Source organism: Pseudomonas mediterranea CFBP 5447, assembly GCF_000774145.1.
Lineage (GTDB): Bacteria > Pseudomonadota > Gammaproteobacteria > Pseudomonadales > Pseudomonadaceae > Aquipseudomonas > Aquipseudomonas mediterranea.
The window spans coordinates 556,536-570,921 of sequence record NZ_KN322987.1 but is presented as its reverse complement, the minus strand read 5'-3'; the positions used below and the strand labels follow the sequence as shown (position 1 = coordinate 570,921).

The 14,386-nt window shown below is 60.7% G+C and carries 10 protein-coding genes; 4 read left to right on the top strand and 6 right to left on the bottom strand.

Going from position 1 to position 14,386, the window contains the following annotated elements:
* From N005_RS22580 to N005_RS22565, 4 genes are all read left to right on the top strand, one after another.
* Complete coding sequence (locus tag N005_RS22580) at positions 1-1,314, top strand: TolC family outer membrane protein (RefSeq protein WP_047703211.1); 1,314 nt, start codon at positions 1-3, stop codon at positions 1,312-1,314.
* Between the two features lie 117 nt (positions 1,315-1,431).
* Positions 1,432-6,336 (top strand): M10 family metallopeptidase, encoded by a 4,905-nt coding sequence (locus N005_RS22575; RefSeq protein ID WP_047703210.1) that lies wholly within the window; start codon positions 1,432-1,434, stop codon positions 6,334-6,336.
* A 222-nt stretch (positions 6,337-6,558) separates the two neighbouring features.
* Entirely contained in the window at positions 6,559-6,984 is a 426-nt protein-coding gene (locus N005_RS22570; protein ID WP_047703209.1) for a YciI family protein, read from the top strand.
* A 24-nt stretch (positions 6,985-7,008) separates the two neighbouring features.
* Positions 7,009-7,416, top strand: coding sequence for a VOC family protein (locus N005_RS22565; protein ID WP_047703208.1), 408 nt, complete (start codon positions 7,009-7,011; stop codon positions 7,414-7,416).
* A 22-nt stretch (positions 7,417-7,438) separates the two neighbouring features.
* On the opposite strand, the gene N005_RS22560 is transcribed toward N005_RS22565, so the two are convergent.
* The 6 genes from N005_RS22560 to N005_RS22535 all read right to left on the bottom strand — a co-directional run bounded on the left by N005_RS22560 (position 7,439) and on the right by N005_RS22535 (position 14,291).
* Positions 7,439-8,431 carry a LacI family DNA-binding transcriptional regulator gene (locus N005_RS22560; protein WP_047703207.1) on the bottom strand — a complete coding sequence of 331 codons (993 nt, stop codon included), beginning with the start codon at positions 8,429-8,431 and terminating at the stop codon, positions 7,439-7,441.
* A 75-nt stretch (positions 8,432-8,506) separates the two neighbouring features.
* The gene (locus N005_RS22555; protein ID WP_052126452.1) at positions 8,507-10,030 is read right to left on the bottom strand and encodes a glycoside hydrolase family 32 protein; all 1,524 of its coding nucleotides are present in this window, start codon (positions 10,028-10,030) and stop codon (positions 8,507-8,509) included.
* Positions 10,027-11,166: an ABC transporter ATP-binding protein gene (locus tag N005_RS22550; protein ID WP_047703206.1), complete on the bottom strand. Its 1,140-nt coding sequence runs from the start codon at positions 11,164-11,166 to the stop codon at positions 10,027-10,029. Before N005_RS22550 ends, N005_RS22555 begins: the two co-directional genes overlap by 4 nt.
* Positions 11,167-11,193: 27 nt before the next feature.
* The gene (locus tag N005_RS22545; RefSeq protein ID WP_047703205.1) at positions 11,194-12,036 is read right to left on the bottom strand and encodes a carbohydrate ABC transporter permease; all 843 of its coding nucleotides are present in this window, start codon (positions 12,034-12,036) and stop codon (positions 11,194-11,196) included.
* On the bottom strand, positions 12,033-12,995 hold the full coding sequence (locus tag N005_RS22540; RefSeq protein ID WP_047703204.1) for a carbohydrate ABC transporter permease: 963 nt from the start codon (positions 12,993-12,995) through the stop codon (positions 12,033-12,035). The genes N005_RS22545 and N005_RS22540 overlap by 4 nt, the downstream gene beginning before the upstream one ends.
* Positions 12,996-13,016: 21 nt before the next feature.
* The gene (locus tag N005_RS22535; RefSeq protein WP_047703203.1) at positions 13,017-14,291 is read right to left on the bottom strand and encodes an ABC transporter substrate-binding protein; all 1,275 of its coding nucleotides are present in this window, start codon (positions 14,289-14,291) and stop codon (positions 13,017-13,019) included.
* Positions 14,292-14,386: the final 95 nt, after the last annotated feature.

Below are 14,386 nucleotides of genomic sequence, written 5' to 3'. Positions count from 1 at the left end.
ATGAAGTCCCTGATCGCGCTCTGTCTGCTCGTCATGCCGCTTTGCGCCGCTGCCGAAGATACTTATATAGACCTGTGGCAGCTCCATCAGGAGGCCCAGGGTGCCGATCCGCGTATTCTGCGGGCACAAGCCCGGATCCATAGCGGGGAGGGCAACGAGCGTGCGGCCCTTGGTCAACTGCTGCCGCAGCTCAACGCCAGCGGCAGCGTCAATCGCGGTCGGCGTGACGACGACCTGAGCCGTATCCAGTACAACGGCAAGCGCATGGCCGTGGCGCTCAGTCAGGTGATCTACGACCCGCAGGTCTGGCGCAGTTACCAGAAGTACGTGGAACTGGCCCGCCAGACCGAATACGAATCCGACGACACCCAGGTGCAGTCTAGCATCGACCTGTCCGAGCGTTACTTCGCCGTGCTCGCGGCGGAGGACGAACTGTCCCTGGTGCGCAGCGAGCTGGACGCCACCGAGCGCAACCTCAAGCGCGTCAATGCGCTGTATGCGCGGCAGATGGCGATGGTGACCGATACCCTTGACCTGGAGGCGCGAGTGGATGCGCTCAAGGCGGATGAGATCGAAGCCGGCAACAAGGTCCAGATCAGTCGGGAAGCCATTTCCGAATTGGTGGGGCGTGATGTCCAGGAGCCCTTCAAGCGTATCGGCGACAACCCGGCCTTCAGTCTGCCGGCACAAGCCCCGGACTATTGGGTACAGACGGCCCTCGACAGCAACCCGGCACTGCATGCCCGCGAGCACAGTATCCGCGCCGCCGAGGCGGCTATCGGTGAAGCCAGGGCCGGTCATCTGCCCCGTGTGGGCTTGAACCTGACGGCGCAACGCAGCGATATCGGTTATGAAGGGGCGGTGACGCCGCGCTCGGACAACCTCGTCGCCTCCCTCGATCTGCAGGTGCCGCTCTACAGTGGTGGCTCCACCAGCGCCCGGGTATCGACGTCCGAAAGTGATAAGGAAGTCGCCCAGCAAGAGCTTGAAGCCTTGCGGCGCCAGGTGGTCAAGGAAACCCGCACCGCCTATCTCGGGATGTCGGCCGAACTCAGCCGGATCAAGGCAACGCGCCATGCGCTGGAGTCCGCTGAAAAGTCGCGGATGGCCACGGAAAAGGCTTTCGGGTATGGCGTGAAGAATGCCGTAGATGTCCTGGACAGCATCAAGGAAGAATTTCGCGCGCGGCGTGATTTCTATCAAGCCCAGTACCGCTTCGTTACCAGTTTGCTTGTCCTGCATCGCTGGAGCGGAAGGTTGGGGGATGGGGATATTCGCAAGGCCAACGAGTGGCTGGTCGCGCCAAAAAAATAGCGTCAGAATTGCAAAATTGATGTCAGGGTGATATCAATGGCGCCATTTTCATACCCATGATTTCTGCAGCGGCCGCATCGCGGGAAGGGCCGCAGATTTGCATACAGGAAGCTTTGCATGCCTAGTCCACTTGGTTATTCATCTGTTTCATCGGCAAGTCTGACGGGCAATGCGCAAGTCGACAGTTTGATCTATGGCACTTACTGGACAGGCACAAGTAATGGTACGGCCTTGACATACAGTTTCATAACCAAGGACTCTGTGTTCGCGCGGTCCTATAGCTATGAAAGTGAATACATCGGCAAATATGTCCTGGACCCGGCGCAGAAAACAGCCATCGCCAGTGCGCTCGATCAATGGAGTTCAGTCGCCAACATCAAGTTTACGGAGGTCAGCGAAACCTCCACGAATGTCGGTGATTTGCGATTTGGCGGCTATTCCTGGATGGATTCTGATACCGCTGCCTGGGGATATTTCCCTGGGCGAAGCCCCGTCGCCGGCGATGTCTGGATCGGTCTGGCGACCAACGATCCTACTCCCGATCAAGGCAGCTACGATTACCTGACTTTCATGCATGAGATCGGTCATGCATTGGGTTTGAAGCATCCGTTTTCCCAGGGGCTGACAAACAAGACGGTGCTTGCTGCGCAGTACGATGATGTTCGCTATACGATCATGAGTTACGACAACGCGTACTCCTATGAACCGACCACGCCCATGCTGCTGGACATTGCAGCCATCCAGCGACTCTATGGTGCAAATACCCAGTGGCAGACCGGTAACAACACCTATAGTTGGGCGACTGATCAAAAGGTTTTTGAAACTATCTGGGACGCAGGTGGCACTGACACAATCGATGCCAGCAATCAGGCGGCAGCGGTGCGCATCAACCTGAACGAGGGGCAGTTCAGCAAGATCGGCAAGACGTTCCTCGACGCCAATGGCCGCGCCTTCAACGAAGGATTGGCAATCGCCTATGGAGCAAAAATCGAAAACGCGGTCGGTTCAGCCTTCGACGATACGTTAATCGGTAATTCACTGGGCAATGTCCTGAGCGGACTTACCGGCAAGGACACCATGGTTGGCGGGGCAGGTAACGACATCTACGTGGTCGATAACCTCGGGGACGTAGTCAGCGAAACCAGTACCCTGGCCAGCGAAATCGACACCGTGCGTTCTTCGGTGAGCTGGACCTTGGGCGCCAATCTGGAAAATCTTGTCCTGACCGGAACTGACCACCTCAATGGCACTGGCAACGCCCTGAACAATGTGTTGACCGGCAATGAAGGCAACAACGTTCTGAACGGCGGAGTCGGGCTGGATACGCTGGTCGGTGGTGAGGGTAACGATATCTATGTCATCGACAACCTTGGCGACAAAGTCACCGAGCTCGCTGATGCAGGTCAAGACCTGATTCGCACCTCGGTAAGCTATACCTTGTCGGCCAATGTCGAAGACGGCCAGTTGCTTGGCGCTGCTGCGCTCAGCCTTGTCGGTAATGCCCTGGACAACGTGCTGACCGGCAACGCCGCCGCCAACGTGCTCAACGGCCTGGGCGGTGCGGATATCATGATCGGCGGAGCAGGCAACGATACCTATGTGGTCGACAATATCGGCGACACGGTCACCGAGGTCGGTACATCGCTCACCGAAATCGACAGCGTCCTGTCTTCCATCACCTACACCCTCGGCACCAATCTCGAAATCCTGACATTGACCGGCACAGGCAGTATCGACGGTACCGGCAATGCCCTGAACAACCGCATTACCGGCAACGCGGGCGCCAACGTCCTGGACGGTGGCCTCGGCATCGACACCCTCATCGGCGGAACCGGCAACGACACCTACGTGGTCGACAACCTCAAGGATGTCATCAGCGAAACCAGCACCCTGGCGAGCGAAATCGATACCGTACGCTCTTCGGTCAATTGGGCCCTGGGCGCGAACCTGGAAAACCTCGCGTTGACGGGTGTCGCGATCAACGCTACCGGCAACGCCCTGGACAACGTGCTGACCGGTAACGCCGGCAATAACGTGCTGGATGGCGGCGCCGGACGGGACTCGCTGATCGGCGGTGCGGGGAATGACACCTACCTGATCGACAACCTGGGTGACACGGTCACTGAACTCGATGGCGAAGGCCGCGATCTGGTGCGCACGTCGGTCAGCCACACCTTGTCGGCCAACGTCGAGGATGGTCAGTTGCTCGGCATTGCCGCCATCAACCTTGTCGGTAACGCCTCGAACAACACGCTGCTCGGCAACAGCGCTGCCAACGTGCTGAGTGGCCTGGACGGTGCGGACATCCTGGACGGCGGCGCGGGCATCGACACTCTCATTGGCGGTACCGGCAACGACACGTATATCGTCGATAACCTCAAGGATGTCATCAGCGAAACCAGTACCCTGGACAGCGAAATCGACACCGTGCGTTCCTCGGTGAGCTGGACCTTGGGCGCTAACCTGGAAAACCTCACGTTGACGGGGGTTGCCGCGATCAACGCTACCGGCAACGCCCTGGACAACGTGCTGACCGGCAACGCCGCCGCCAACGTGCTCAACGGCCTGGGCGGTGCGGATACCATGATCGGCGGGGCAGGCAACGATACTTATGTGGTCGACAACGTTGGGGATACGATCACCGAGGCCGGTACATCGCTCACCGAAGTCGACAGCGTCCTGTCTTCCATCAGCTACACCCTCGGCACCAATCTCGAAATCCTGACATTGACCGGCACAGGCGGTATCGACGGTACCGGCAATGCCCTGAACAATCGCATTACCGGCAACGCGGGCGCCAACGTCCTGGACGGTGGCCTCGGCATCGACACCCTCATCGGCGGAACTGGCAACGACACCTACGTGGTCGATAACCTCAAGGACATCATCAGCGAAACCAGTACCCTGGCGAGCGAAATCGATACCGTACGCTCTTCGGTCAGTTGGGCCCTGGGCGCCAACCTGGAAAACCTTACGCTGACCGGCACCGCCGCTATCAACGGCACCGGCAACGCCTTGGGCAACGTGCTGACCGGCAACGCCGGCAACAATGTGTTGAATGGCGGAGCCGGGCGGGATACGTTGATCGGCGGTGCGGGGAATGACACCTACGTGCTCGATCAGGCGGGTGAACTGGCGCTTCTGCAGGAGCAGGCCGATCAAGGTATTGACAGCCTGTCCCTCACTTACGCTTCGAGCTCGTTGAGCAGCGTCGTTGACCTGAATCTCAGCAACCTGGTCGACGTCGAAAATGTCATCCTGAACGGTGCCGGGGTGTTCACGGTGATTGGTAACAGCCAGGACAATAGCCTGGTGGGCAATGCTTTCGTGAACACCCTCCAGGGTGGGGCTGGCGACGATACCCTCGATGGTCGAGCCGGGGCGGACATCCTGATTGGCGGAGCCGGTGACGATATCTATGTCATCGACAACCTTGGCGACAAAGCCACTGAGCTGACCGATGAAGGTCATGACCTGATACGCACGGCGGTCAGCTATACCTTGTCGACCAACGTCGAGGATGGTCAACTGCTCGGCTTGTCTGCCATCAATCTCAGCGGTAACGCGCTGGACAACAGCTTGGTCGGCAATGCCGCCGCCAACGTGCTCAATGGCCTGGGCGGTGCGGATACCATGATCGGCGGAGCAGGCAACGATACCTATGTGGTCGACAATATCGGCGACACGGTCACCGAGGCCGGTACATCGCTCACCGAAATCGACAGCGTCCTGTCTTCCATCAGCTACACCCTTGGCACCAATCTCGAAATTCTGACATTGACCGGCACAGGCAGTATCGACGGTACCGGCAATGCCCTGAACAACCGCATTACCGGCAACGCGGGCGCCAACGTCCTGGACGGCGGCGTCGGCATCGACACCCTGGTCGGCGGGACCGGCAACGACACCTACGTGGTCGACAACCTCAAGGATGTCGTCAGCGAAACCAGTACCCTGGCGAGCGAAATCGATACCGTACGCTCTTCGGTCAGTTGGGCCCTGGGCGCCAACCTGGAAAACCTTACGCTGACCGGCACCGCCGCTATCAACGGCACCGGCAACGCCCTCGCTAACGTGCTGACCGGTAACGCCGGCAACAACGTCCTGGATGGCGGAGCCGGGCGGGATACGTTGATCGGCGGTGCGGGGAATGACACTTACCTTATCGACAACCTCGGCGACACGGTCACCGAACTCGCCGACGAAGGTCGCGATCTGGTGCGCACGTCGGTCAGCCATACTTTGTCGACCAACGTCGAGGATGGTCAGTTGCTCGGCATTGCCGCCATTAACCTTGTCGGTAACGCCTCGAACAACACGCTGCTCGGCAACAGCGCTGCCAACGTGCTGAGTGGCCTGGACGGTGCGGACATCCTGGACGGCGGCGCGGGCATCGACACTCTCATTGGCGGTACCGGCAACGACACGTATATCGTCGATAACCTCAAGGATGTCATCAGCGAAACCAGTACCCTGGACAGCGAAATCGACACCGTGCGTTCCTCGGTGAGCTGGACCTTGGGCGCTAACCTGGAAAACCTCACGTTGACGGGTGTTGCCGCGATCAACGCTACCGGCAACGCCCTGGACAATGTGCTGATCGGCAACGCCGCCAGCAACACGCTGATCGGCGGCGCAGGCAACGATCAACTTGACGGCGGCGCGGGCAATGACCTGCTGATCGGCGGCATTGGCACCGACACCCTGACCGGTGGTGCCGGAGGCGACCGATTTGTGTTCAGCGCACTGAACGAGCTGGGCATCGGCGACGCTCGCGATGTCATCCTGGATTTCAGCAGGCTCCAAGGCGATAAGCTTGACCTGTCGAAGCTGGATGCCAACATCCTGGCCACTGGGATCAACAAATTCAGCTTCATCGATTCGGCCGACTTCAGCGGTGCAGGGCAATTGCGCTTCGTCGATCATGTGCTTTCCGGCAACATCGACGGCAATCTGGGGGCGGATTTCGAGATCCAACTGGTGGGTGTCAACACCTTCAGCGCCAACGACCTGGTTGCCTGACCGGCCACTCAGGTACCTCTGAGAGCACCGGTGTGGCGAGGGAGCTTGCTCCCGCTTGGGTGCGAAGCGCCCACAAAAAGGGCCGTGACGCAGCCCAGCGGGAGCAGGCTCCCCCTCGCCACAAAAATAATTCAGCCAGCCTGTCGATTTCGTTCTATACCGTTCGACTAACCCTCGAGCCGCTACTAGAACGGCTTATCCCATTCCCCAGGAGATAAGACCATGCGATTTATGGTGATCGTCAAAGCCAGCCCGGAATCCGAAGCCGGGGAAATGCCCAGTGAAGCGTTGCTGACCGCCATGGGCGCCTACAATGAAGAATTGGCCAAGGCCGGGGTAATGCTCGCGGCTGAAGGCCTGCACCCCAGTTCCAGGGGCGTGCGCGTACAGTTTTCCGGCAAGAACCGCACCGTCGTCGACGGCCCCTTCGCTGAAACCAAGGAGTTGATCGCCGGCTTCTGGATCTTCCAGGTCCAGTCGCTGCAAGAGGCCATCGACTGGGTCAAGCGTTGTCCGAACCCGATGATCAGCGACAGCGAGATCGAAATCCGCCAGATCTTCGAAATGGAGGATTTCGGCGAAACCTTTACCTCCGATCTACGCGAGCAGGAAGACCGTATCCGGGCGCAAATGCCCAATCAATCGTAAAGCCTGACAACAGGAGATCCGACCATGAGAATCATTCCCTACCTGACCTTCAACGGTAACTGCAAGGAAGCCTTCGCGCTGTACAAGGACGTGCTGGGCGGCGAGCAGTTTTCCATGACCTTTGCCGAAGCGCCTGAAGAAACGGGCATGCCCAAGGACAACAACCTGATCCTGCATACCTGCCTGACCGTAGGCGATTTCAGCCTGATGGCTTCCGATTGCCCGCCGGGCCAGCCATACCGCAAGCCGCAGGGCGTGTCGGTGTCCCTCAATGTCGACAGCGTGGCCGAGGCCGAGCGACTGTTCAAGGGCTTGAGCGCCGGTGGCAGCGTGCACATGCCATTGGCGAAGACCTTCTGGGCGGAACGCTTCGCCATGTTCGAAGACCGTTTCGGGATTGCCTGGATGGTCAACTGCGAAGGTACGAAGTAGGGCGGGCGAACGGGGTGTCGAGCTATATCGACGCCCTGATCACCAGGGGGCAATCCACTGGCTGGGTGCCCGTGACCTCCAGCGTTTCGATCAGGTGCCGGGCGGCCTGGCGACCAATCTCGTAGTACGGCAGTTGCACCGTGGTCAGGGGTGGGATGAACAGCTCGGCGATACCGATCATGTTGTCATAGCCGAGCACGGCCACATCGTCGGGAATCTTCAGGCCACGGCCCAACAGCAACTGATAGGCACAAAAGGCAATGCGGTCGTTGCCACAGATCAGGATGTCGAATTCGGGGCGACCGTCGAGGATGTGCCGGTCAAGGATCGCGGCCGTTTCACCATAGGCATCGTGATCGGAAAGGTCATATTGCAACAGTGCTTCCGAAGGCAGCCCGAATGCCTGGCAGGCACGCTGCAGGCCGGCCTGTCGCAGGCCCCAGGCAACGCTGCGCTTTGGCAGATTGATACACAGCGGGCGTCGATAGCCCTGGCTCAAGGCATGATGCATGGCGCGGTGCTGGCCGCTCTCGTCATCCGGCACATAACTGACCAGGCGATTGTCATCCTCCAGGCAGTTGGCGAGCACCAGCGGTTTGCTTTTCAGGCGCTCGGGAATGCTCACCTGGCGCAACCCCATGGCACTGAAGATCAACCCGTCGGGCCGGTGCGAGAGCATCAGGTCGATGTCCTGGTCGGTGGGCGGATTGTTCAACAGGTTGAGGATGAAGACGTTCCAGCCTGCTTGCTGTGCGGTCTGTTCGATGGACAGCAACAGCTCCACCGCGAACGGTGTGGTCGCGGTGTCCAGGGCGAACACGCCGATGGTCCGTGCCTGGAGGTTGTCGCCGCGCATTCGGCGCGCCGACAGGCTCGGTACGAATTGCAGCTCATCAATGGCGCGACGCACCCGCTGGAGGGTTTCGGCGCTCAGTTTTTCCGGATTGTTGAGCGCTCTAGAAACCGTCATCAGGGACACGCCGGCCAGCTGTGCAACGTCTTTCACTGAAGTCATGCGAGGTGGGGCCCGTCAGGTTGACGGGCAATCATGACACAGGGTCCAGGCTTCCCGCGACTTCGACGATGGCGTTCATAGCCAACCCGAGCCCAGGGACCATGCCCTGGAAATGGAGACGCGCCCGCCGGACCCGCTGGCCAGCAACTTCACCCCCAGGCTGTCGGGGCGGGGATAGAGGCGGCTGCTGAGGCTGAAGCGTCCGTCCTGGTCAAACACCTCAATGGACGAACGATCGAGAAACACGCGCAATTGCAGTTGCTCCAGCGCCAGGTCTATCGGCACGCTGCGCCGACCGTCGACCGGCATCCCCGCGCGGCTGCGATCCAGCACCAGGCGCTGCAATGCCCCATCGTAGTAGAGCAGGGTCTGTTCAGCGTTCTCGTCATCGCTGCTGCAGCGCAAGGCGACGCCCAGGTGCCCGTCGGTGCAGCCGAGCAGGTCCAGATGCACCTGGAGTTCGAGCCGGTCGCCGCTGATGTGCGGCACCCCTTGCATGCCCGAACCGGCCCACGGTGGCGTGCCTGGAAGCGGCAACTGGCGCAAGGCAGTCAGCTCCCGCGCCGGGAACACATGCAGGCGATCGCCATGCAACTCAAGCTCGCGGGGCAGGCCGAGCATGCCGCACCAGTGATGCGCCTGGCTCGGCATCGGGCTCTCCCACATGTCGAGCCACGCCCACACCAGGCGTCGACCGTCGGCGGCCTCCAGTGTTTGCGCAGCGTAGAAATCATGGCCATTGTCCAGTTCGATGAAGGGCCCGCCGCTGAAGTGCCACTTGCTGTCGAGCCGGCCTACCCGGTAACCGGTCTGGTACTTGTTGAGCCGTTCGTAACCCCGGGGATGCATGCCCTGAGGCGAGTACAGCAGCACATCGCGGCCGTCCAGGCGAAACAGATCCGGACACTCCCACATATAGCCGTCGCCTTCTTCGCCCCGGTCGACATAATCGAGGAGTTCCCAGGCGCGCAGATCAACCGAGCGATACAACGGCAACAGCGGCCTGTCGCCCAGGCGGGCGCCGGCAATCAGGTACCAATGATCATCCTGCTTCCAGACCTTGGGATCACGAAAGTGCATGATCGGGTCCTCGGGCGGGCGTTCGATCACCGCGCCATGTTTGACGAAGTGGATGCCGTCGGTGCTGGTGGCCAGGCATTGCACTTGCCGGATCAGGCGTTCATCTCCCACGTCCCCCAGCCAGGTATGCCCGGTATAGATCAGCGCCAGGGTATCCCCGCACACCACCGCGCTGCCGGAAAAACACCCGTCGCGGTCGAAGTCGTCGCCTGGCGCCAGGGCAATGGGCAAGTGCTGCCAATGGACCAGGTCAGCGCTCTTGGCATGGCCCCAATACATGGGGCCCCATTTTGCTTCGAAAGGGTGGTGTTGATAGAACACATGGTATTCGCCCCGGAAGTACACCACGCCGTTAGGGTCATTCATCCAGCCCGCCACAGGGGCAAGGTGATAGGCCGGCCGATAATCCTGGATGACGCGGGACAGGCCGTCGCTCAGCGCTTGCTGCGCATGTTCGAGGGCCGGGGACAGTGTTGCTGGGGATATAGGTGCGTTCATGGTATTCAAAGACAAGGTCATAGGGCGCCTGCGGGTGCCGGGCGCAGTGGCACGCCGTCGGGCAGGGTTTCAAAGGCGTGGCGCTTCAAGGCCACCCCATCGGCATCGAACAGGTGCAGGTTGTCGGTTTCCAGGCGCAGCTTGACCCGGTCGCCGGTCTGCCAGCCTGCATTCACCTCGCAACGGCAGATCAGCGGTTCGTCCTGGCCGGTATCGACGTGCACATAGGTTTCGCTGCCGAGGTATTCGACGCCGGTCACCACCACGCCGGCGGACCCCGACGCGGCTTCCAGCGTCACGTGTTCCGGGCGAATCCCCAGGCTCAGCTGGGTATCCGCCGCGAGGCCGGAGCTGTCGAAGGGCAGGGCTGTCTTGCCCAGCACGAAGCTTTCGACCAGGCTGGTTTCCCCTGGCGCATGCAGGAACGCTGGAACAAAATTCATCCTGGGCGAGCCCAGGAAACCGGCGACAAAGCGGCTGGCCGGGCGCTCGTAGAGATCACGGGGCGAACCAATCTGTTCGATGCGACCACCGTTGAGCACGACAATCTTGTCGGCCAGGGTCATCGCTTCGACCTGATCGTGGGTGACGTAGATCACGGTCGAACTCAGCCGGGCATGCAACCGGGCGATTTCGTTGCGCATCTGCACCCGCAGGGAGGCATCCAGGTTGGACAGCGGTTCATCGAACAACAGGATGTCCGGCTCCCTCGCCATGGCCCTGCCCATGGCCACCCGCTGACGCTGGCCGCCCGACAACTCCTTCGGCTTGCGTTGCAGGAGCTTGTCCAATTGCAGGATCTGCGCGGTTTTCAACACTCGCTCACGCAGGCTGGTTTTTTCGGTCTTGGCCAGTTTGAGCCCGAAACTGATGTTGTCGTAGACGGTCATGTGCGGGTACAGCGCATACGACTGGAACACCATGCCGACGCCACGCTCGCGTGGCTCCAGGTCGTTGACCCGGCGGCCGTCGATCAGCAGGTCGCCGTCACAGATCGAGTCCAACCCGGCGATCAGACGCAGCAAGGTCGATTTTCCGCAACCGGAAGGGCCGACGAACACCACGAACTCACCCGCCGCGATGTCCAGGCTGACGTCGCGCAGAATGCGTGCGCCGCCCAATTGTTTGTTCACGTTGTGCAGTTTCAATTTGCTCACGATGGGGTTCCTTGTCTTTATGGGGCTTCAGCCCTTCAACGCGCCGGCAGTGAGGCCGGAAACGATCCGGCGTTGGAAGATCAGCACCAGGATGACCAACGGGACAGTGACCAGCACCGACGCCGCCATCAACAGCCCCCAGGGCAGTTCATGGGAGCTGCCGCCGGAAATCAGCGCGATGGCGACCGGGACCGTGCGTTGGGTGTCGGTCAGGGTGAACGTCAGGGCGAACAGGAATTCGTTCCAGGCCGCAATGAACGCCAGCAGGCCGGTGGTGACCAGTGCCGGCCAGAGCAGCGGCAGCAGCACGCGGGTCAGCGTGACCCACGGCGAAGCGCCATCCATGATCGCCGCTTCCTCCAGTTCGTGGGGCAGCTGTCCCATGAACGTCGTCAGTATCCAGACGGTGAAGGGCAAGGTGAAAATCGTGTAGCTCAGGATCAGCGCCCAGGACGTGTTGTAGAGGCCCAGGGCCCGTACCACCTCGAACAGCCCGGACAATACGGCGACCTGAGGAAACATCGACACACCGAGCACCAGCATCAATACCGTGCCGCGTCCACGAAACTTCACCCGGCCCAACGCATAGGCAGCCGTCAGGCTGAGAAACAGCGCCAACGCCACTACGCACAGCGAAACCACCAGCGAATTGCCGATGGCCCGCAGGAACGAGGCTTGCTGGAGCACGGCGGCATAGTTGGAGAAGTCGGGGTTGTCGATCCAGTAGCTCACCTGGAACAAGGCCGTGGAGGACTTCAGCGACGTGACGATGGCGTAGTAGAAAGGGAAGACCGCATACAGCAGCAGGATTCCGATCAGGCACCAGAAGCCGAGGCGCAACAGGGCTTTCTTCAGCAGTCGGCGGTTCATGAGCGGACCTCCATCTGGCGGCGTCCGAGGTACAGGTAGACGATGGCGATCACCGCAACCACCAGGAACAGCAGGCTCGAGGCGGCGCTGCCGTAACCGACGTCCTGGAACTCCACCAGGTGCTGGCGGGCGTAGACCGACATGCTCATGGTGCTCGAAGCATTCGAGGTCAGCACATAGATGACATCGAACACCCGCAAGGCGTCGAGAATGCGGAAGATCGCCGCCACCAGCAGCGCCGGCAGCAGCAGTGGCAGGGTGACCCGCCAGAACACCTTCAACGGATGGATACCATCGACCCGCGCGGCTTCGTAGCAATCCCCCGGCAACATCTGCAAGGCCGCCAGCATCAACAGCGTGACGAACGGGACGGTCTTCCAGACGTCGACGATGATCACCGCCCACATCGACAGTTGTGCATCTGCGGTCCAGGCCAGGGGCGCATCGATCAGCCCGAGACCCAGCATCAGGTGATTGATGATGCCGAACTGGTCGTTGAGCATCCATGACCAGATCTTCGCCGAGACAATGGTCGGAATCGCCCAGGGAATCAGGATCAACGCCCGCACCAGGGCACGCCCGGTGAAGTTGATGTTCAGCAACAGCGCCACCAGCAGTCCCAGGACCATTTCCACCCCCACCGACACCACGGTGAAGTGCAGGGTGTTGCGCACCGCGTTCCACCATTGCGGATCTACCAGCACGCCGGACCAGCCGGAGCCGCTGTAGAACAGATAATTGCTCAAGCCGACAAAGGTGCCACCGCCAGTGTCCGCGAGGCTGGCATCGGTCAGGCTGAACCAGAACGTACGCAGCAGCGGCCAGGCCGCTACCAGGGTCAGGCACAGCAGCATCGGCGCCAGGAACAGCCAGGCGGCGCGTACTCGGCGGCGTTGTACCGGCGTTTCCCGGGCGGGCAGGTGCTCGACGCTGGGCGCGTGGGCAGAAGAGACAGACATGGTGATTTCCTTCCTTGTGACTTACCAGTTCCGGCGTTTGATACGTGTGAGTTCGCTTTCCAGGTCGGCCAGCGCCTGATCGACCGGCAACTCTCCAGCCAGGACCCCGTGGACCTGATCGAAGAACGCATTGGAGACCCGTGGATAGCGGGCGGCAGTGATGGCGGCGGGGCGCATGACCCCATCGTTCAGAATGCTGTGCAGCTGGCTGTAGTACGGCATGGCCGCGAGCAGTTCAGGGTCTTGGTAGAGCGACTCGATAACCGGGTTGTAGGCGCCCACCAGCGCACGATGCTTCTGTTGCTGGGCACTGGTCAGGTAGCCCACCAGCTCCGCCGCCAGCTTGGGCCTGGCGCTGTAGCGCGATACCGCCAGGCCCCAGCCGCCGAGGGTGGAGGCGTGGCTGCCGGTCGCGCCGCCACGGGGCAGGGGGGCGACCCCGACCTTGTCCTTCACCGCACTGTCCGGACTTTGCACCAGGGCCCAGGCATACGGCCAGTTGCGCATGAACAGCGCATTACCCGATTGGAATACCCCGCGTCCTTCCTCTTCGGTGTAGTTGAGCACGCCACGGGGGGATATATCGCCCACCCAGCTTTTTGCCAGGGTCAACGCAGCCCTTGCAGCCTGGTTGTTGACCACGATATCGCCTTGCGGATTGACCAGGCCGCCGTCCGGTTGACTGCTGATCCATTCCAGCGCGTTGCAGGTCAGGCCCTCATAGGCCCGGCCCTGGAAGACATAACCCCATGCGTTGGCGTTCCCGGCGTTGCGCTCTGCCTGCTGCACATCCCTGGCGATAACCGTCATTTCCTCCCAGGTCTGAGGGACCGGCTTGTTGTACTTATCGAGCAAGTCCTTGCGGTAATACAACAGTCCCGAGTCGGTGAACCACGGCATGGTGACCAGCCGCCCATTTACCGTGGCGTTATCCACCTGGGCCTGGAAGTAGCCTTGGGTCGCATCGGCGGGGAGTACTTCGCGCAGATCCAGCAGGTGATTGGCCAGCATTCCCGGCCAGACCATATCGATCTGGATGATGTCGATGTCGCTGGACTGCGCACTGAGGATCTGCTGGTAGAACGACAACCGCTCGGTTGCCGAGTCAGGCGTGGATACCACGTCGACGCTGTGGCCGGTCTGTTTCGACCAGGCCTCGACAGCCTCTTTGCACAGTTGCAGTTCCGCACCCACCGCGCCGCAGGAGATCGTCAGATCGGCCGCGCTGGAAAGGCAGGGAAGCCCGGCGACAGCGGTGAACAGTGCTGCTGGAAGGAGCGATTTGAGTCGTTTCATAAAGCCCTCTTTATTTTTGTTTTTATAAAAGTTAACGTTAACATCGCCAAATGTAGCAGCGTATTTGCGATGAGGCATCCTTTTTTTCGTGGAGT

What these genes read in the sequence shown, in the direction of transcription:
- N005_RS22545 (WP_047703205.1), bottom strand. Translation starts at nt 12,036, where the DNA reads ATGAACCGCCGACTGCTGAAGAAAGCCCTGTTGCGCCTCGGCTTCTGG.
- N005_RS22555 (WP_052126452.1), bottom strand. Translation starts at nt 10,030, where the DNA reads ATGACCTTGTCTTTGAATACCATGAACGCACCTATATCCCCAGCAACA.
- N005_RS22540 (WP_047703204.1), bottom strand. Translation starts at nt 12,995, where the DNA reads ATGTCTGTCTCTTCTGCCCACGCGCCCAGCGTCGAGCACCTGCCCGCC.
- N005_RS22565 (WP_047703208.1), top strand. Translation starts at nt 7,009, where the DNA reads ATGAGAATCATTCCCTACCTGACCTTCAACGGTAACTGCAAGGAAGCC.
- N005_RS22535 (WP_047703203.1), bottom strand. Translation starts at nt 14,291, where the DNA reads ATGAAACGACTCAAATCGCTCCTTCCAGCAGCACTGTTCACCGCTGTC.
- N005_RS22560 (WP_047703207.1), bottom strand. Translation starts at nt 8,431, where the DNA reads ATGACTTCAGTGAAAGACGTTGCACAGCTGGCCGGCGTGTCCCTGATG.
- N005_RS22580 (WP_047703211.1), top strand. Translation starts at nt 1, where the DNA reads ATGAAGTCCCTGATCGCGCTCTGTCTGCTCGTCATGCCGCTTTGCGCC.
- N005_RS22570 (WP_047703209.1), top strand. Translation starts at nt 6,559, where the DNA reads ATGCGATTTATGGTGATCGTCAAAGCCAGCCCGGAATCCGAAGCCGGG.
- N005_RS22575 (WP_047703210.1), top strand. Translation starts at nt 1,432, where the DNA reads ATGCCTAGTCCACTTGGTTATTCATCTGTTTCATCGGCAAGTCTGACG.